Source organism: Nostoc spongiaeforme FACHB-130 (assembly GCF_014698475.1).
Taxonomy (GTDB): Bacteria; Cyanobacteriota; Cyanobacteriia; order Cyanobacteriales; family Nostocaceae; genus Nostoc_B; species Nostoc_B spongiaeforme.
In genome coordinates this window covers 321,945-342,356 of the sequence record NZ_JACJTB010000002.1, presented here as the reverse complement: position 1 = coordinate 342,356, position 20,412 = coordinate 321,945, and the positions used below count along the sequence as shown (strand labels likewise).

Annotated in this window: 13 protein-coding genes; 8 read left to right on the top strand and 5 right to left on the bottom strand. The window is 39.4% G+C overall.

The genetic code is table 11. The annotated features are described in order from the left end of the window. Positions 1 to 65: 65 nt before the first annotated feature. The 3 genes from H6G74_RS03700 to H6G74_RS03690 all read left to right on the top strand — a co-directional run bounded on the left by H6G74_RS03700 (position 66) and on the right by H6G74_RS03690 (position 2,984). Complete coding sequence (locus H6G74_RS03700; protein WP_190966362.1) at positions 66 to 974, top strand: metallophosphoesterase family protein; 909 nt, start codon at positions 66 to 68, stop codon at positions 972 to 974. Positions 975 to 1,077: 103 nt separating this feature from the next. Beyond that, positions 1,078 to 2,331 (top strand): AAA family ATPase, encoded by a 1,254-nt coding sequence (locus H6G74_RS03695; protein WP_190966361.1) that lies wholly within the window; start codon positions 1,078 to 1,080, stop codon positions 2,329 to 2,331. Next, positions 2,328 to 2,984 carry a retron system putative HNH endonuclease gene (locus tag H6G74_RS03690; protein WP_190966360.1) on the top strand — a complete coding sequence of 219 codons (657 nt, stop codon included), beginning with the start codon at positions 2,328 to 2,330 and terminating at the stop codon, positions 2,982 to 2,984. The genes H6G74_RS03695 and H6G74_RS03690 overlap by 4 nt, the downstream gene beginning before the upstream one ends. 58 nt (positions 2,985 to 3,042) lie before the next feature. On the opposite strand, the gene H6G74_RS03685 is transcribed toward H6G74_RS03690, so the two are convergent. Further along, entirely contained in the window at positions 3,043 to 3,447 is a 405-nt protein-coding gene (locus H6G74_RS03685) for a HetP family heterocyst commitment protein (protein WP_190966359.1), read from the bottom strand. A gap of 330 nt (positions 3,448 to 3,777) precedes the next feature. Beyond that, positions 3,778 to 6,891 carry an ABC transporter transmembrane domain-containing protein gene (locus H6G74_RS03680; protein WP_190966358.1) on the bottom strand — a complete coding sequence of 1,038 codons (3,114 nt, stop codon included), beginning with the start codon at positions 6,889 to 6,891 and terminating at the stop codon, positions 3,778 to 3,780. Positions 6,892 to 7,597: 706 nt separating this feature from the next. Here H6G74_RS03680 and H6G74_RS03675 point away from each other — a divergent pair. Both H6G74_RS03675 and H6G74_RS03670 read left to right on the top strand, forming a co-directional pair. Then, positions 7,598 to 7,918, top strand: coding sequence for a hypothetical protein (locus tag H6G74_RS03675; RefSeq protein WP_190966357.1), 321 nt, complete (start codon positions 7,598 to 7,600; stop codon positions 7,916 to 7,918). Between the two features lie 295 nt (positions 7,919 to 8,213). Beyond that, complete coding sequence (locus tag H6G74_RS03670) at positions 8,214 to 9,041, top strand: hypothetical protein (RefSeq protein ID WP_190966356.1); 828 nt, start codon at positions 8,214 to 8,216, stop codon at positions 9,039 to 9,041. A 68-nt stretch (positions 9,042 to 9,109) separates the two neighbouring features. On the opposite strand, the gene H6G74_RS03665 is transcribed toward H6G74_RS03670, so the two are convergent. Together H6G74_RS03665 and H6G74_RS03660 are read right to left on the bottom strand one after the other, a co-directional pair. Beyond that, on the bottom strand, positions 9,110 to 9,841 hold the full coding sequence (locus tag H6G74_RS03665; RefSeq protein WP_190966355.1) for a peptidylprolyl isomerase: 732 nt from the start codon (positions 9,839 to 9,841) through the stop codon (positions 9,110 to 9,112). A gap of 141 nt (positions 9,842 to 9,982) precedes the next feature. Further along, positions 9,983 to 11,548: an HlyD family efflux transporter periplasmic adaptor subunit gene (locus H6G74_RS03660; RefSeq protein WP_199340876.1), complete on the bottom strand. Its 1,566-nt coding sequence runs from the start codon at positions 11,546 to 11,548 to the stop codon at positions 9,983 to 9,985. A 367-nt stretch (positions 11,549 to 11,915) separates the two neighbouring features. Between H6G74_RS03660 and H6G74_RS03655 the strand changes: the two genes are divergently transcribed. Together H6G74_RS03655 and pgmB are read left to right on the top strand one after the other, a co-directional pair. Beyond that, positions 11,916 to 14,333 (top strand): sucrose synthase, encoded by a 2,418-nt coding sequence (locus H6G74_RS03655; protein WP_190966354.1) that lies wholly within the window; start codon positions 11,916 to 11,918, stop codon positions 14,331 to 14,333. 148 nt (positions 14,334 to 14,481) lie between these two features. Further along, on the top strand, positions 14,482 to 17,388 hold the full coding sequence (pgmB, locus tag H6G74_RS03650; RefSeq protein WP_190966353.1) for a beta-phosphoglucomutase: 2,907 nt from the start codon (positions 14,482 to 14,484) through the stop codon (positions 17,386 to 17,388). A 228-nt stretch (positions 17,389 to 17,616) separates the two neighbouring features. Here the strand turns inward: pgmB and crtD are convergent, their stop codons facing one another. Next, complete coding sequence (gene crtD, locus H6G74_RS03645) at positions 17,617 to 19,131, bottom strand: C-3',4' desaturase CrtD (protein ID WP_190966352.1); 1,515 nt, start codon at positions 19,129 to 19,131, stop codon at positions 17,617 to 17,619. Positions 19,132 to 19,312: 181 nt separating this feature from the next. Between crtD and H6G74_RS03640 the strand changes: the two genes are divergently transcribed. After that, positions 19,313 to 20,359: a Fic family protein gene (locus H6G74_RS03640; RefSeq protein WP_190966351.1), complete on the top strand. Its 1,047-nt coding sequence runs from the start codon at positions 19,313 to 19,315 to the stop codon at positions 20,357 to 20,359. Positions 20,360 to 20,412 lie beyond the last annotated feature (53 nt).

Below are 20,412 nucleotides of genomic sequence, written 5' to 3'. Positions count from 1 at the left end.
AGAACTTTGCTATATAACAATATTGATGCCTGAATAAAGCATTCATACTTCATACTTCATAAATTATGAAACTGAAACGCCGTCAATTTTTATCTTTAAGTAGCTTGGGAGCAGTTGGTACAGGAATTATTGGTTGGGCTTTAACTCATCACAATAATTCTTCCGATGATTTTGTCGCCATAGCAGCTAAACCCGCCAAAAAAGATTTACTCTTGCGTTTTGTGTCTGTGGCAGATACCGGAACTGGTGCCAAAGGACAATATGCTGTAGCTGAAGCTATGAATTTTTATCACAAACAAAACCCGTATAACTTAGTGGTTTTAGCTGGCGATAATATTTATAACAATGGCGAAATCGAAAAAATCAATGCAGTTTTTGAACGTCCTTATCAACCATTACTCAAAAAAAGTGTTAAATTTTACGCTTGTTTAGGTAATCACGATATTCGGACAGCTAACGGTGAACCGCAACTTAAATACCCTGGCTTTAATATGCAGGGAAAACGTTACTATACATTTCGCCGTAATCAGGTGCAATTTTTTGCTTTAGATACTAACGGTAATGCTGATTGGAAAAAACAATTACCTTGGTTAGAACAAGAATTAAGTCGCAGTGATGCACCTTGGAAAGTTGTATTTGGTCATCATCCAGTTTACGCTTCTGGTGTTTATGGTAATAACCCAGAGTTTATTAAAGTTTTTACACCTTTGTTTCAAAAATATGGTGTGCAACTTTATATTAATGGTCATGAACATCACTATGAACGGACTAAATCTATCAATGGCACAACTTATTTAATTACTGGTGGTGGTGCGGGAACTCGCCCTGTTGGTCGTTCTGAATGGACAGCATATTCGGCTTCTAGTTTGAGTTTTGCAGCTTATGAAGTGTATCCCAATAGAATCGAAGTTAAGGCTATTGGGACTGATAATCGTGTTTTTGATCAGGGTGTTATTCCGATTAAAAGTGCTTAGTTAAGTTAGGTAAATTTTCGCGATAAGACGCAAAGGCGAGAAGGTATTAAACTAAAGGTGGGTAATACCCACCAAATCAATTAAGTTAATTTTGGTAAGAGCTATGAGAGTCAAGCGCCTAAAAATGGAGTCATTTCGAGGAATTGGCGATTTGACATTAGATTTTGATGAACTTGAGCCTACGGTATTGATTGGTATTAATGGTGTTGGTAAATCAAGTATTGTTGATGCTATTTCCTTATTAATGTCCCGTTTTATAGACTGGATTGGAGGAGTCTCTATCAAAGAAAAAATAAAAGTATTTAATGAATCAGATATTTATAATAATGCAGATTTTACTCGACTGTATATTTCGGTTTTATGGGATGGAGGTGAAGAAGATTGGCAAATATCTCGAATGCGGAATAGCATATCTCAAGAATCAGGATATGAAAAAATACGTGCGGCTGCGAACGCAATCTGGAGGCATTGGCAAAATGAACCTCAATATAATATACCTTTAATAGTTCACTACCCTGTAAATCGTGCAGTTATTGATATCAATTTAAAAATACCCAATCAGACAAATTTTCAACAAATAGATGCTTATAAATCTTCAGTAATGGATGAAAAAATAGATTTCAATAGTTTTTTTCAGTGGTTTAGGAATAGAGAAGATTTAGAAAGTGAATTACTAAGAGACAATCGCATTTATCGAGATATTCAATTAGAAGCCGTAAGAAAAGCTATATCTTTATTACTGCCTAATTTTTCTAATTTGCGGGTACGTCGTTCTCCTCTACGAATGACTGTAACAAAAGATAGGGAAGAGTTAATTATTAATCAATTATCTGATGGAGAGAAATGTTTACTTGCAATGGTGGGAGATTTAGCTAGACGTTTAGCAATTGCTAACCCAGGTTTATCAGATCCACTTCAAGGTAGTGGGGTTGTTTTAATTGATGAAATTGAATTACATTTACATCCTAAATGGCAGCGTGAAATTATTCCAGCTTTGACACGAACTTTTCCTAATTGTCAGTTTATTGTCACTACTCATTCGCCGCAAGTAGTTAGTCATGTTAAGCCTGAAGGAATTTATATTTTAGAAAAGACTGAGAATGGTGTAATTGCTAAAAGACCAGAAAGTTCTTTTGGTAGAGATAGCAATCAAATTTTAGAAGATTTAATGGATGTTCCAGCACGTCCACAAGATATTAAAGATAGTCTTTTAGAACTATTTCGGTTAATTGATGCGGGAGATTTGATAGGTGCGAGAGAATTACGTCAACAGTTAGCAGCCAAAATTGGTGCAGATGAACCAGAGTTTGTCAAAGCAGATGTACTCATTCGGCGTAAGGAAATTCTCAACCGATGAAGTATATCAAAAAAGGTGAGGAACCAGAAAAGTTTGTTGTGTGGAAAGCTTTAGCAAATGATGATTGGGAACCTAATTGGAATAATTTACAATCACCAGAAAAACCTATCCTACATGATGCACTATTAAAAGAACAAGGCTATATTTGTTGTTATTGTGGAATGCAGATAACTAAAGCAACTAGCCACATAGAACATTTAAAGCCTCGTAAATATTATCCTCATTTGGCACTGGAATACACCAATCTTATCGCTTCATGTCAAGGAGAAAGTGAAGAACCGCCTCCTGTTCCTGTACATTGTGGTCATCAAAAAAAGTATTGGTACGATGAAAAACTGATGATTTCGTCTTTAGAAGCAAATTGTGGAGATTTTTTTAAATATCTCGCCTCTGGTGAAATTTTACCAACGGATGAATTAGATAAAAAAGATGCGGCTCAAACAACTATTGAAAAGTTAGCACTGAATATTAGTAAGCTACAAAATATGCGTAGGATGGCAATTGAGGCTGTACTGTTAGATATTGATGAATTGAGTGAGTTAGAAATACAGCAATTAGTTCAAGGTTACGCACAAGCTGATGCTAATGGACAGTATACGCCATTTTGCGCTGCGATCGCTTATTTACTGCAAAACTATTTTTGTCATAGCTAGGTGTCATTTAACAAGGTAATTATTTGGCATAATCTTTCTTAACTGCTATTTTTAGATGTTAATTTTGTATATCTTCGTCTTTTGATGAATAAAAATTAGACATATTTGATTTTAAATATAGTACATTCATACCTGGGATATTTCCTGATTTAATGTCAGATTTATCCTGAGAATTTGATTTTTTTATATTCTGCGTTTTTTCTGGTATATCAGTCTTATTAATTGAAGAACTAACAGTAGTGTCTGAATTTTTTGCGGTCATATATTGGTTCTGTTCTTTTATCAGACGACTGTAAGTTCTTTGAGGCATAAAGTGAAGCGGATTATATCCAATAAAACGCAAAATTAATACACAAGCCCAAGAATATCTACCATCAGTAATAGCTTCAATTACTTGATCTAACTGTTCAGGAGTAATCAAACTATGACAGTTGTTTTGAGAAGAAGGTACTTGGTAGTTCATGGCTAACCCTGTAGTGGTGCTTAACTGAAACTGAAAGTTAATAACTAGATTCTGGCTGGATGTTTGAAGTTTGATGAGTTGCTTGAACAGCAATATTGCTGAGTGAAGAAAATTTATCTCTTCAAGCCAAGTTGCTTTTGTTCATCTTCTAAAAACTGAATAAACTTTAGATAATCCAGATTCTTTATCAGAAATTTGCCTAATGAATAGTTACCTAATACACAGAATACTATTTATTTTGTTGCATATTTAGCCAAATTGGCATTTTTTAGCAGAAAGCCCCAAGAGTTGACAAAGGATTAGTATGATACAGCAGCAGGTGGCTACTACTTATACATCAATTTGCTGCTTTATAAGATGATAGTAAAGTCCTTGAAGTGTCATCAGTTCTTCGTGAGTGCCTTGCTCAGTAATAATACCTTTATCTAGCACAATAATGTGATCAGCATTACGCACCGTTGAGAGGCGGTGAGCAATAATAAAAGTGGTACGAGCGTCTGTTTCGCTCACATGACTGATGCGGAGAAGATTTTGTTGAAAACGTCGCTCTGATTCGGTGTCTAAAGAACTGGTAGCTTCATCTAAAATGAGAATGCGGGGATTACTTAAAATAGCACGAGCGATCGCAATTCTTTGGCGTTGTCCCCCAGAAAGACTAGAACCGCGTTCGCCAACTTTGGTGTTGTAACCTAGTGGTAAAGTTTGAATAAATGCGTGGGCTTCTGCCAGCTTACTAACTTCAATTACCTGTTCTAAAGTATACTCTGGACGATATAAGGTGATATTTTCGAGAATCGTCCCAGAAAATAAAAAGCACTCTTGGGGTACAACACCCAATTGGCGACGCAAAGATTGAGGGGAAACATGACTGATATCATGCCCATCTACTAAAATTTTGCCACTAGTGGGATAATATAATCCCTGCAATAGATTGACCAATGAACTCTTGCCAGAACCGCTACGACCAACAATGGCAACAGTTTGACCAGGGTTTGCTGCTAAAGAAATATTTTGCAGGATATTGCGATCGTCATCTGCACTATAACGAAAAGTCACATTTTCAAATCTTACTTCTCCTCGGAGGTTCGGTAGAACCAACATGGATTTTTCCGCAGTTTCTTCTGGTTGAGTGCTAAAAATATCATCTAACCGCTCTACGGAAACTAGCACTTCTTGAAATTCATCCCAAAGATTCACTAGTGATAACACAGGGCCAATTACATTACCAATCAGCATATTGAAAGCGACTAATTGACCTATGCTGAGTTGGTCTTGAATTACTAAGGTTGCTGAATACCACAGTAATGCTGTACTGCCCAAGGTATTAATTAATCCGCTAATTACTTGTAAAGTAATCGCTAATTTCTGACCGCGAAATTTAGCATTGACTGTACTTGTAAAGTGGTCTTCCCAGCGCCAGCGCAATTCACGTTCGGCGGCGGCGGCTTTGACTGTGGCGACTCCTGTAAGCATTTCTACCAGTGAGGAGTTTTGCTTGGCAGCTTCATTAAAAATTTCCCGCGATACTTGACGTAAAATCGGACTGGCAATTACTGTCAACAAAATAATTGGTGGTAATAGTGCCAGTACTAAAAAAGTTAATTGCAAGTTGTAATATGCCATGAGTCCGACATAGACAACTGCTGTTAGTGCATCTAGCCAAGCTGCAACTGCTTGTCGCGTCAGAAACACCTGAATTTTTTGGTTTTCTTGAACGCGGGTGATAATATCGCCGACATGGCGGGTAGCAAAAAACTGAAGCGGTAAATTCAGGGTATGAGTAATAAAGCCAGTAATTAAACTCAAGTCTACTCGGTTGGAGAAATAGTCCAGCATATATTGGCGAATACTTCCCAAACCAATGCGCCAGAGACTAAATACCAACGAACCGATGATAAAAACATGTAAGGTGCTGAGACTTTTATGTACCACCACCTGGTCAAGAATCACTTGAGTTAACAGGGGAGTCACCAAACCAAAAATTTGCAGCAGCAAAGAAGCAACGATAATGGGCAGCAGCAGTGAACGGTAAGGTAAAAATGCGCTCCAAAATCGCCCTAATGATGGTTTGGTAGATTGTACAGCTTGGAATTGAGGTGTAGGGGTTAGTAAGAGTGCGTATCCAGTCCAGCCAGCTTGAAAATCTTTGATATTTAGCTTTTTACGCCCAATAGCAGGGTCAGAAACAATAACGCAATTTTTCCGCACTCGGTAAACAACTATATAATGGTCGCCTTGCCAGTGGGCAATCCAAGGATGTTTTTGATTGGCTATCCGGTTGAGACTGGCTCGTACTGGCCGAGCTTGAAAACCTATAGTTTCTGCGGCGGTTGCTAAACTTTTGAGGGAGGCTCCACCACGACCAACATTTGAGATATTTCGGAGAATATTGATATTAAATTTTTTCCCCCAGTAACGGGAGATCATCGCCAAGCAAGCTGGGCCGCAATCAGCCGTACTTTGTTGCTGAATGAATGGGTAACGCTGACCAAACAAGGGACGGCGTTGTTTACTGGGTAGGGGAAAGGTTATGAGATTAGACTGGGCTTTTGCAGATGGCTGTTGCAGATTGGTGGTGGGTGTAGTAGCGACAGAATTTTTGTGGCGTTGACGAGTGGCTGTTGCTTTGTCTGCGATTATCTGTTGGGAAGATACACCTAATAATTGCGGCGCAGTGGCTTTAGCTTTTTCCCATTGTGCGATCGCTAGTTTATAAATTACTAAATCAGTTTTAGCAATCCAATCAGCTGGTATTGGCTCAGGATATCCCCAACTGTTACCAATACTAGGAAATGGTGCTGAGGGATTTTCTAGACTGTGAATTTCGCCACTACGCAGCCAAAAACGTCCATCTTCATTGGGAGTTGATTGAGACAGTACTGAACCAGCACTGATTTTTATTTGCTCTAAGTAAGGTACAAATTCTTTGAGGGTATGACTGGAAAGTTTGATCTGCGGTACATCAACAGTCGTTTTGAAAAATAGCAGAGTTTGCCGAATCGCTGTTATATGACTCAGGTAGTCTCGCAATTGCGGTAAGCGATCGCACCACTGTTTGAGGTTGGCTGTGGGGATAAAAGCCAGCGTACCTGCACTAGCTGCGATCGCACGATAAGCTAAAGGTTCATCGGTAAACAGTTCATCTGCACCGTAAGTTTCTCCCACTCCTAATAATGAAGTTGCTACTTCTTTTTGTAAGGTTGCATTCCAACTGACTAGCCGCACTTGGCCTTGGCAAATGATGTAACAACCTGGAGAATTTTCGGCTTGATCAACAAGCTCATCTCCGAGGTTAAAATCCCGGATTTCAAAAGCTGGTGACAAGTTACGCACTAACTTTTCATTGTTAAATAACCAACTCAAAAGAATATCCGATAACAGTTGGCGATCGTTGCGAGGCTGTACTGAAAGGTTATATTCTTCAGTTCCTAATACTTGTTTCATATTTTTTTAAAAGAATCTTCTTCAATACTTAAAATTCATAGTTCTTATATATAGAAGCAGTGGACTAAAAACCATGCTTCTGAGATATTGTTTGAAAAGTATTATTGTTAACAACAAAATTTTAAAACCTAACCTCGTGAGCCGCCCATTTCCTACAAGGTAATGGGGGGATTTCAAAGCCTCTAACGCCACTTGCTACAAGTCGGCAAAGCCGCCCAAAGCAGTGGCTCCTCCTTGTAGGGGAGAGGTTTGGAGAGGGGTTTTTAGTATCTTTCAAAACTTTCCGAACATCCTCTAAGATGCCATTAATAGCAATTAATTTTTTAAAGCAATTTTGATTATTGATTTTCACTAATTACTATGAATGATTTTTTGTTTATCAATCTGATTTATATATTCATATTTCTATTATTCATGACTGCAATGTATACAAGTTTACTAGCAAGATATAATAGCGATTTTTGCTTAAATAGTATTGCCATTTTGGCAATACTATTTCGTCGTTAACTTTATGAATAAGTTGAATCAAGGAAAATCATAACTTCAATATTTAGCTAATTATTTTGCAGCCAAAATGGCATTAATTTAGTCTAAACATATTGACTCTAATTAAAAATGCTTTATCTTAATTAATGTGACCAAACAAAAGTTGGTTGCAGCAAAAATTCCCAAGAATTAATTCCAAATTCATTCCCAGGAGAACACAATGATTATTTCTGATTTAGAAATTTTAGAAGTTGTTGAAGTTTCTAACGTTCAAGGTGGTTTATTACCTCCCTATACTTACTACCAAAATGATTTTGTTAGTATCAATTTTGATACCACAAATACCTTCACCACTACTATTAACGATCCTGAGAATGTTGGCAACAACTCTGCTGCTGCTGGTGCTAAGGCTCAAGCTCGCAATTTCACTTTCTTCCCTACCTACTCTTACGCCAAGGCTGACACAGTAGCTGTACCTGATTACTTAGGAGGCTCCTTCGCTAGTAGTACTTCTGCTGCTGTAATCAACGGCATTCGCTAACTTATTAGGTTATCAGCCAAAAACTGCTTGTTTAAAATAGTTTTGTAGTAAGTGTTAAAGCATTATAGACTTTTAGCGTCTTTTCTAAGGATAGCACTTACTACAAACTATCTTACATCATCAAAATTGATGATAGTAGATTGCTAATCGGAAACCACTGAAAACTCAAGATTTAAGAGTTATCAGTGGTTTTCTATTTCAAAATAATACTGCCGATATATTTGTCGCATTTTTTAAACCTGAATATTAGGTTTTTAGGTTGTGCGATCGCTCTACCAGCTTCATTGAGGATTGTATGCAGAAATATTTGGAATTCACACACCGCTTTTTATTACTTACTACATCTTGGTTAGCTAGTTCAATTTTATTAACTTCACCTAGCCAAGCTGCTACTATTGCTTTGTCTCAAGGAAGGTTATTGTTTACCAACATTAGTCAAAGCCCTACAAGCACTTTTACTAATACCGACACTAACGCTACATCAATTTTTAATGGGGGTAATGTAGCTACTAATGCTGATGCGATCGCTTATCTAGGAACTACCCCACCATTAGGATATAGTTTAACGTCCAGTCAAGCTTTTGGTGAAAACAATGGTTACTTAGGGATAGGAACAAGCAAATCTACAATACAAGGTATTTTTGATGTAAATAACAATACCCATTTTTCTTTTAATTTCACAGGCGATTTAAATCTAGCAACTTTTACAGATAATCCACAGCAGGAGAGTGCAAGTGCTAGTGGAAATTTAGGTTTTGCATTAATTAATCTTGCTAATAACAATGTCTTAGATTATTTCCAAGTTGGCGGAAGCTTAACAACAGCAGGCAATGATAGTCTGACATATCAAAACAGCAAGAATGTCAAATTTGGTGCATTTACTATGTCTAATATTGCTGGAGAACAAGAATTTACAACAACAGCTTTTAACGGTTATTTAAACCATTATTTTCAGGATAAAACTACGGTGGCTTTAGTAGCATACAATTCAACTCAATCTAAAGTTGCAGTGCCTACACCTTCTATGTTACCTGCGCTAATTTTTGGGTGGGGTGCAATTAGCCTTGGATTAAAAAGGAAGCGGCAAAAAAGTAGCGAAGCTTGTTTATCAGAAAAACATTAGTATTTAAGTATTAAATTAATCTTTTTTCTGCATTAGAGGAGATGGTGATCGCTATCTCCTTTAATGTCTTAGGCATACAGCAGATAATTTAACTCTGATGCCAACCATTCCTGAAACATTTTATTGATAATTTCTTGATGTTTTTCAGGGGTTAATTCAGCAGATATGAAATCTTCTACCATAAAAATATAACTATTTTGCTTGATTGCGATCGGGCCAAGTAATTCTTTTGGTTGGGCGTTAAATATGACTGCGGCTACATCTGGCTCAAAACTCCAACGGTAAAATTTGCCCTCATAACCACAGCGATTTCTGCGTGTTTGATCAACATCATAAATGTGAGCAGCTTCATAAAAGCTGATTTCACTTTCTTCGATTTGATAGTAAATCTCTTGGGCTAAGTTTTGAGAGGGTAAAACTATTTGATAAAGTAAAACCTGATCGTAATTAAGTTTATTTTCCCAAAAATATTTTTCTACTTGTTGACCAAATAAATGTTCAGCTAATTTTTTCTGCAAAAGGCTATCACGAATTCCTGCTTCCCAATCTTCAGAGGAAATCAGATTATCGGCTAACCATGCTATAGTTTCACTAGCTTTAACTAAACGTTTTTCATAACGTAGTCTCTCAGCTTCTATTTGAATTTCTTCTGGGCTTACTTGGACATTTTTTTCTTCAGCAGCTTTATTAATAATTTTTTGACATAAGATGCGATTACATAATTCTCGGATTTGCAGATTATTTTTGAGATATGTAATAACTTCTTTAGGAGAAATGAATTTCCCTTTAAATTCAATCATATAAAAAAAATATTTTATATTTCTAGCATTTAAATTTTTGGTGTGTTACCCATTTACATGATAATTTTGTTAGTTTTATGGGATGAGCATCTTGCCATTGGAGTCAAATTAAAGTAGATGCCCATCTTACAAGAATTATCATTACAAAGTGCTTCCGCCTGCTTGCAGTTCTTTCAGTGGTTCAAGCAAAATGTCTATAATGCGTCGGCGACGAATGATAATTTCAGCAGTAGCTGTCTGTCCAGCCTGAAATTTAATTGTTTGATGATTAGCTTTGACGTAGTTGCGATCCAGCGCAATTTCTAACCGATAGACTGCACCAAGTTGTTCATTAACTTTGCTATTTGGTGAAATTGATATTACCTTGCCAGGGATAATACTATAGTCCTGATAAGGATAGGCATCAAATTTAATTTTGACTTCGTTTCCAACTTTAACAAAGCCTGCTTCTTTTGTAGGTAAAGTAGCTTCCAGAATCAGGGGCGCATTTTCAGGTGCTAATTCAGCTATTGTTTGCCCTGATTGAACTACTTCTCCACTGTTGCGGACATTGAGTGATAAAACTGTGCCATCAACAGGAGCTGTGAGAGCAAGTTGTTTTAACTTAGTTTTCGCCTCTAGGATGAGTTTTGCAGTCTGTTGAACTTGAGCTTGCAGTTGAGTTTTTTGGACTTGCAATTTTTGAATTGCTTGTTCAGACTGTAACTCTACTGTGTTACCTTCGGCTTGCTTTTGGGTTAACTCAGCTTGCAATCGCTGTGACTCTGATAAAACTTGTTGCAAAGCCATTTGCTCTCGTTGGGATTCTGCTAGAGTTTGTTTGATATCACCACTTTGTTGGGTGATGGTACGCTGGCGATCGCTCAAATTTTGTTGAGCTTGAAACAGTTGTTCTTGGGAAAGCGCCCCTTGTTCTACTAATGCTGTTAATCTTTGCAATCGTTCTTTTTGGGCTGTCGCATCTTTATTCAATTGATCGAGCAGTTCTTGACTGATTTTTGCCCTTTCTTCACCTTGAGCGATCGCTACTTTTTGACTTTGAATTTTGGAGATTGCTTGAGCGATCGTCGCTTTTTGTCCTTGAATTTCTGCTTGATTAATTGCTATCCGCGTTTTAGTCTCTAAACGAGTTTTATCAATCAAGCCTTGTGTTTGCAGAACTTGAGTTTGGTAAGCCGTTAATTCTTGCTTTAATCTATCTAATTCATTCAAGGCAATTTCTTGATCTAGTTGCGCTATGACTTCACCAGCTTTAACTGTTTGCCCTTCTTGAATATAAACACGAGCAACCTTACCAAAAATTACAGGATGAACTTTATATACCTCTCCTAAAGGAATTAATCTCCCTCTAGCTTTACCAACTTCTTCAATTTGTCCCAAATTTGCCCAAGTAATAATAGCTATACAAAATGCAATTCCACCTGCAATAAGTTGATAAGGAAAATATGAAGGCGGTTGGTCAATCAATGTCTGCAACGATGTTGACCATCTATCATTTTGGACAGTAGCCGTTTGTAGTCTTAATGATGTATCAGCATCAACTAATTTGCTTTCTGCTACAGCAGCAGACTCTTCATCAACAACTTTTACAGATGTTGCTGTACCACCAAACAATAAAGCTGCTTCAGTACTGGCATCTATAAATTCTTCAGGACTAACAACCGAAGATTCTGTGGTTTGTGGCATAAATTTGTATGGTAATTTCATAAAAATTGATTAACAATTAATGGCAATTAATATATTTAAAAGATTAGATTTAGATTAATTTGCTAACAAATATAATAATCTTGTTTTGGATTTTATCTAGCCAAAATGGCATTATCTAAAAAAATTAGTACTAGGGCATAAAAAGCTAGCTAAAGTAACAAGGACTTGTTAGTTTGAAGATAATTAATACATTACCAAATCAAAATTTCTGCATAATTCATACCATAGCTAGAAGCCAGAGCTAGAAAGACTGATTTACCATAAAAATGGTAATCACGGTAATGTACCTCTAACAGCCTATAGAGAAAATCACTATTGTTGAGGAGAAAAAATGAGGTCGTAACCTATTAAAGTGGCGTAATTAGTTATGAATGAATTGCTGCAAGCTGTATCAAACAGTGATGAAAAAGCTGTTTTACTACAATTGATATCTTCATTAACTGTATCAGGTAAACAATATTTCCTGAGAAATGAAATTCTGCAAATATTTGCAGAATATTGCCATAACTCCCAAAAACCTGCTTATTTTTACTACTCTTCTTCTGTTGGCAAACTTATTCAATATACCCATGAAATAGTTTTGTCAGAAGATCATATTTGGTTTGTGGTACGTCCTAAAATTGCTAATCAAGAAGTCTGGCGGTTGAGTGCTGACTTGAATCAGTGGGAGTTGATGACACCACAGGCGTTTTTAGATGTGTGCGATCGCTTGGTGAATCGCTACCAACCCCATATCCTGGAAATTGACCTTGCACCATTTTACGCAGATTCCCCTTCCGTCGATGACCCCAGAAATATTGGTCAAGGTTTAGCTTTTCTCAACCATTACTTGTGTAATCAATTATTGAATGATCCGCAACATTGGTTAGAGGTAGTGTTTCAAGCATTGCGGCGAGTGCAGTATGATGGTACACGCTTGTTAATTGGCGATCGCATTCGTTCTGGTAATCAATTCGCCAAACAAATCAAGGAAGCAATCAATTTTCTTAGTGACAAACCAGCTAACGAACCCTACGAAAAATTTTACTCTCACCTCCAAGACCTTGGTTTAGCACCAGGATGGGGAAACACAGCAGCGCGGGTTAGAGAAACTCTGTCATTACTTGATAGGTTACTTGATTCCCCCCAACCTCCCCTATTAGAAGCATTTGTAGCGCGGGTTCCGGCGGTTTTTCGCGTCGTCTTGATTTCCATTCATGGCTGGGTAGGACAACAAGATGTCATGGGACGCGATGAAACCTTGGGTCAAGTCGCTTATGTTCTGGAACAAGCACGCAGTTTAGAAAACAAACTCCGCGAAGAAATCACTCTCGCGGGACTTGATGTTTTAGGTATTCAACCCCATATCATCATTTTGACGCGACTGATTCCTAACTGTGAAGGGACATCCTGTGGACTCAGGTTAGAAAAAGTCGAAGATACAGAAAATGCTTGGATTTTGCGTGTTCCTTTTGAGGAATTTAATCCAGATATCACTAATAATTGGATTTCTAAATTTGAAATTTGGCCTTACTTAGAAAGCTTTACTAACGATGCTGAAAAAGAACTCCTAGCTTTGTTTAAAGGTCGTCTCAATTTAATTATTGGTAATTATAGTGATGGTAATTTAGTCGCCTCTTTATTATCTCGACGTTTAAAAGTTACTCAATGTAATATTGCTCATTCTTTAGAAAAACCCAAATATCTATTTAGTAATTTATATTGGGATAAATTAGAAGATAAATATCATTTTTCGGCTCAGTTCACTGCTGATTTAATCAGCATGAATGCTGCGGATTTTATTATTACTTCTTCCTATCAAGAAATTGTTGGTACACCCGATGGAATGGGACAGTATGAATCTTATAAATTTTTCACGATGCCGCAGCTATATCATGTAGTAGATGGAATTGATTTATTTAGCCCAAAATTTAACTTAGTACCGCCAGGGGTGAATCACAAAATATTCTTTCCTTACACTCAAAAAACAACCCGTGATTTTCATCAAAGCCAAGAAGTTGCAGAGTTAATATTTCACCGCCAAGATTCCCAAATTATAGGCATTTTAGATGAACCTAATAAACGACCTATATTTGCTGTAGCTCCAATATCATCAATTAAAAATCTGACTGGCTTGGCAGAATGCTTTGGTCAAAGTCAGGAATTACAAAAGCGATGCAATTTAATTTTATTAACAAGTAAATTACAGCCGTCAGATGCTCCTAATGCTGAAGAAGCGCAAGAAATTCAAAGACTATATGACATTATTGATCAGTATCATCTCCACAACCAGATTCGCTGGTTGGGAATGCGTCTGACTGGTGGAGATATTGGCGAAGCTTACCGAGTGATTGCCGATCGCCAAGGAATTTATGTACATTTTGCCCGGTTTGAATCTTTTGGCAGAAGCATTTTAGAAGCGATGATTTCTGGATTGCCAACTTTTGCAACTCAGTTTGGAGGTGCTTTAGAAATTATCGAAAATCAAGAAGATGGATTTATTATTAACCCGACTGATTTAGAAGGTACAGCCGCTAAAATTATCCACTTTTTAGCAGAGTGTGAAAATCATCCGCACCATTGGCAAGAAGTTTCAGAATGGATGAGTCAGCGAATTATTAATAAGTATAATTGGTCATCCCATACCAGCCAATTATTATTACTGGCGAAAATGTTTAGTTTCTGGAATTTTGTCGCACCAGAAAATAATGAGGCACGCGATCGCTATATGGAAAGTTTATTTCATCTCATATTTAAACCCAGAGCAGAGAAGATTTTAGAACAACATTTATATAAACAAAAATAACAGTAATTTTTAACGAACCGCAAAGGACGCAAAGGACACAAAGAAGAAGAAAGAGAAGAAAGAAAAGAAGAAAATTTCACGAATTGATTGTAGACAACTACTACATGTAACCTCTAACCTCTAGCCTCTAACCTCTAACCCCTAGCCTATGGAAACAAAAAGTACTACTAGCAATTTTATCTATACAGACTGGACATTAACCGAAACCCAGTTTGACCCTGAGCAATTGCATTCTAGAGAAACTATTTTCACAATTGGCAATGGCTATTTAGGTACAAGGGGTAGTTTTGAAAGAGAATACCCTGGTGCATTGCCAGCTACATTTATTCACGGTGTTTATGATGATGTACCTGTAGTTTACACAGAACTCGCCAACTGTCCTGACTGGGTATATCTGGTAGTGATGCTTGACGGAGAACGCTTTCGTTTCGACCAAGGGGAAATCATACAGTATGAACGACGGCTAGATGTACGTCACGGAATCCTCAGCCGTTTTGTGAGGTGGCGCAGTCCGAGTGACAAAACTATCGATATTCACTTTGAACGTTTTGCTAGTCTGGCAGATCAACATATTTTGGTGCAACGCTGTCAGGTAACACCGCTTGATTTTGATGGCTTGATTGAAGTGCAGGGTAGCATCAATGGCTATCCTGAAAACCAAGGTTTTAATCACTGGGTAGATTTAGACCAAGGTAAAACGGAACAAGGCATTTGGTTGCATAGCCGTACCCGTAGTTCCCGAATTACGATTGGTATGGCAGCCAAGATGAGCGTATCAGGAACGGAAGCATCGATACAAGTTAACATCGCCCCTGGTTATCCTTCTCTAACTGCGACATTTATGGCGAAGTCACAGCAAACTGTGACAGTCGAAAAATTCGTCACGGTGTTTACCTCACGGGAAGTTGAGACACCAGTCATCGCAGCACAGCAAAAACTTGGGGAAATAGCCAACTACGAAAGTTTAGTTAAGACTCACAAACAAGCTTGGGATGAAGTTTGGCAACAAAGTGATATTTTGCTGGAAGGTGATAATACGGCGGCTTTTGGGATTCGATACAACCTTTTCCAGTTGTTAATTGCTGCGCCTCGCTATGACGATAAAGTGAGTATTCCCGCTAAAACTCTGTCTGGCTTTGGCTATCGTGGTCATATTTTTTGGGATACAGAAATTTTTATTCTGCCATTTTTTACATTTACTCAACCTACGATCGCACGTAACCTACTAACTTACCGCTATCACACTTTAGCAGGTGCTAGACGTAAAGCCTTGCATTCTGGCTATAAAGGCGCGATGTACTCTTGGGAAAGTGCCGACACTGGCGATGAAGTTACACCGCGCTGGTCACTTCCCAATGATTTTTATGGTGAGGATATCAGAATTTGGTGCCGTGATCGCGAAATTCATATTAGTGCAGATATTACTTACGCTGTTTGGTATTACTGGTTAGCCACGGGTGATGATGAGTGGCTGCATGATTACGGTGCCGAGATTGTTTTGGATACCGCTATCTTTTGGGCTAGTCGTGTTGAGTATAACTCAGAACAACAACGCTACGAGATTCGCGGGGTAATTGGAGCTGATGAATATCACGAATTGGTTCACAACAACACCTTTACTAACAGAATGGTGCAATGGCATTTAGAAAAAGCACTATTTATTGATGATTGGTTGCAGCAAAATTTCCCCGAACGTGCGACGGAATTAGCAGAGAAATTGCAAATTACATCCGAAGTGCGATCGCATTGGCAAGATATCATTGATAAAATCTGGATTTTCTACGACCCAGAAACCGGATTAATTGAGCAGTTTGAGGGATTTTTTCAACTCCCAGACATTAACTTAGACGAATACGAACCGCGTCAGCGTTCTATCCAAGCAATTTTAGGTATTGAAGAAGGTAACAAGCGACAAGTCCTGAAACAGCCAGATGTATTGATGCTGCTTTATTTAATGCGGGAATCAGCAGATTTTCCCTACAACCCCAAATCCTTACAAGCAAATTGGGACTACTACGCACCCCGCACAGATATTACCTACGGTTCATCCCTCGGCCCGGCAATTCACGCCATCATGGCTTCCGATGTCGGGGAATCGACAACCGCTTACAAACGTTTTATGCAAGCCGCAATGGTGGATTTAAAAGACAGTCGCGGGAACACCAACGATGGTATTCACGGCGCGAGTGCTGGCGGTGTGTGGCAAGCCGTAGTTTTTGGATTTGGTGGCATTCAGTTAACAGAAAACGGACCCGAAGCCAACCCCCATCTACCTTCTCACTGGACACGACTGAAATTTAAACTCCACTGGCGTGGGGAATGGCATGAGTTTGATTTGCATCAGGGACAAGGGAGACAAGGGAGACAAGGGAGACAAGGAGGGCTAGGGGGAGAAGGGAGAATGGTTGAGATTCAGGGTGTAATTTTTGACTTGGATGGTGTGTTAACTGATACGGCGGAGTATCACTATCAAGCTTGGCAGAGATTAGCTGATGAAGAGGGTATTCCCTTTAATCGCCAAGCTAATGAAGTTTTACGGGGTGTGTCGCGGCGTGAATCTTTGATGTTGATTATTGGCGATCGCAAGTATTCCGAAGCACAAATCCAAGAAATGATGGGGCGTAAAAATAACTACTATGTAGAACTGATCCATCATGTAACACCAAAAGATTTATTACCGGGTGCGATCGCACTTTTGGACGAGTTACGGCAAGCTGGAATTAAAACTGCTATTGGTTCAGCCAGTAAAAATGCCTGTACAGTAATTCAACGCTTGGGGATTGCTGATAAAGTAGATGCGATCGCTGATGGTTACAGTGTAGAAAAACCCAAACCAGCACCGGATTTATTTTTATACGCCGCCAAACAACTAGGACTACAACCAGCACAATGCGTAGTTGTAGAAGATGCCGCCGCCGGCATAGAAGCCGCTTTAGCCGGGGGTATGTGGACAGTAGGACTAGGCCCTGTTGAACGTGTTGGTGCCGCCCATGTTGTATTACCAAGCCTCGCAGGTGTGCAGTGGGCAGATATTCAACAGAAGTTATCCCAATAAGCGGGACGCAATGAAGCGCAAAATCAGAGTTTGGGAAAGGGTGTAGGTGTATAGGGGTGTAATACCATTTCACAAAATAAATGATACAAATAATTTCTCCTCTGCTCCCATGCCCCCCTGCTCCTCTGCGGCCTATTTGTATCAAACTTAAAGTGAAACGGTATAAGGGTATGCTATGGCAAAAAATATATTTTCTGCCTCCTGCCTCCTGCCTTTTGCCTCTTCCGGTCAAGCTTGCGCCTCAATTTGTCTAATCACGGTTAATGCCGAGTAACTCACGCCAGCCGTTCCTTCGCCAGGGTGGGTAGAGTCGCCGACTAACCAGAGAGAATTTATCGGTGTGCGGTTGGCAAAACCAAAGGGGCCAAAGGTGGGTATTCTTTGCCCAATGCCCCCAACTATACCGCGATCGCGTCCAGTGTAATGAGCAAAGGTGCGGGGTGTGGCGGCTTCTTGGTAAATAATAGTTTCTGGTTTGAGGTAAAAATATTTGTTGAGACGGGCGATCGCATCTGCGGTATATTTTTGTTTCAAGGCTTGATAATCTGGAGTTTGCCACCATTGCTGATAATCTACAAAAGATGACGCAATAATTGTGGCTTTACCTTCTGGGGCGCGACCATCACCAGGATGACTCACAGACACAAACAAGGAATTATTCTCGCCAATGGGGCCATTGGCATCGTATAAAAACTGTAAATGGGGCGGACAATCTACAGGAATCGCACTCACATCCACACCCAAGTACACCACAAAAGCCCCTGATGGTGGCGGTAGTTTTTCAACTCGCTGTTTGTAACCTGATGGTACTTTGTCCCCCAAGAGTTGCACTAAATTTTGGGCTGTCACGTTAGCTACTACATGGTCGGCTGGTTCTGTCCAGACTTCGCCTGTTTTTTGGTTGCGGATCACAACGGCGGTGGCTTGACCATTTTCGACTTTGATATATTCAACAGTGTGGCGCATTAATAACCGTCCGCCATCTCTTTCTAGGGCAGTCACTAAGCGATCGCTCAACACCTGCATACTCCCTTGCAGGTGATACAATCCTTGGGGCAGTTGGGAAACACTCAACGCCGTGGCCGCATACAGTAAGGCTGTTTCTTCAGCGTTTACCTGAGAATACAACTTTAATTGCATATCTAAAAAAGTTCTCAAACGCTGGTCATGACCCACACCGCAGAGTCTTAACGCATCGCCTACCGTGAAAAATGTAAACGGTGCAGTGATAAATGTACTCAGACGCACCGCCCGTATTAATTGCCACAAATCCCACAAATTACGCGGCGGTAACACTGGGTCACGTCCTTGAAATTCCCAACTCGCAGCAAATAAAGTTGCCATTAACTGCCAAAAAGGTTCACTTCCAGGAAACTGCCGTTGTCTTTCTTCACGCCATTTCTCAGGATCACGCCAAACATTAATAGGCGTGGTTTCCCCTGGTAAATAAACTGCACAAGCAGGGTCACAAAGGGTAGCCTCTGGTAAATCAATTTCTAGTTCTGCAAAAATGCGTTGGTGAATTCCGCCTGGTTCCAAACCTGCAACTTGGGTTGCACCCACATCAAAAGTGAACCCTTGACGTTTAAATGTCGAAGCACAACCCCCTGGTACAATCGCTTGGTCAAAGACTAAAACACTATAGCCACGATGGGCTAACAACGCCGCCGCCGTCAGTCCGCCAATTCCTGCACCGATGACGACTACACGGGGTTTATTTTGGTTAACAACAATATGTGGCATTAAGATTAGCTTTACAAAAATTAATATTACTATTCATAATTTTACAAGCTAATCGTGGTGAGTTGGGGCGATCGCCAAAGAACAGACTTGAGAATGATTGCTGTATTTGTGTGTGTCTCGCCAAACTACTGACTAATTCAGCCATGAGAAGATAGTAAAGTTAACTTGGTAGGAACTGCCGATGCAGTCGTTTGAACCGGGCTTTATTGAAAGTCAGCCAATTACTCAAAATCTACTGCGTACCATTCGCCTAATTGGTGAGTACAAAGGCAAGCAAGATTTATTCAAAGAACAGTCACCTCAAATATTGGAAACATTACGTCAAGCTGCGGTTATTCAAAGTACCGAATCTTCTAACCGGATAGAGGGTATCACAGCACCCTTAGAACGCATCAAAAAACTAGTAGCAGAAAAAACCACACCGCGCGATCGCTCCGAACAGGAAATTGCTGGCTATCGAGATGTACTTACAACCATTCACACCAGTTATACTCACATCCCTTTCACCCCTGGAGTAGTATTACAGCTGCATCGAGACCTTTACCAATTTACGGCGGCTGAGGGTGGACGCTGGAAGTCTGTAGACAATGAAATTAGCGAAACTTACCCAGATGGCAGAAAAATTGTCAGATTTCAGCCAGTTCCAGCCTATGGAACTCCAGATGCAATGGAACGCTTGCATGAAAAGTTTAACCGCCTGTTTGAGTCTGAAGAAATTGAGCCTTTACTGCTGATCCCCACGTATGTTTTAGATTTTTTGTGCGTTCATCCCTTCACTGACGGCAATGGACGGATGGCTCGACTGTTAACACTACTGTTACTATACAAAGCCGGTTACGAAGTGGGTCGGTTTATTAGCTTAGAACGAATTGTAGAACGTACAAAAGAAAGCTACTACGATACACTTTACCAATCATCACAAAACTGGCATCAAGGACAGCATAGCTTGTTACCGTGGTGGGAGTATTTTCTGGGTGTCATCATACTCTCGGCGTATCGAGAGTTTGAGCAGCGAGTCGGGTTAGTTAGTTCAGCCAAGGGAGCTAAAACAGCTATGGTGCTAGATGCAATTAGCAATATACCTGGAGATTTTTCAATCAAGGATTTACAAGAACGCTGTCCCACTGTGGGAATTGACCTCATTCGCCGCATCTTACGCCAGGAGCGTAATTTAGGACGATTGGAATGTTTAGGTCGAGGCCCCGATGCACATTGGTGCAAGAAATAGGTACTGTACCTATTAAATAGGTACTGAACGGCTCTCCAGTACCTATTTATTTG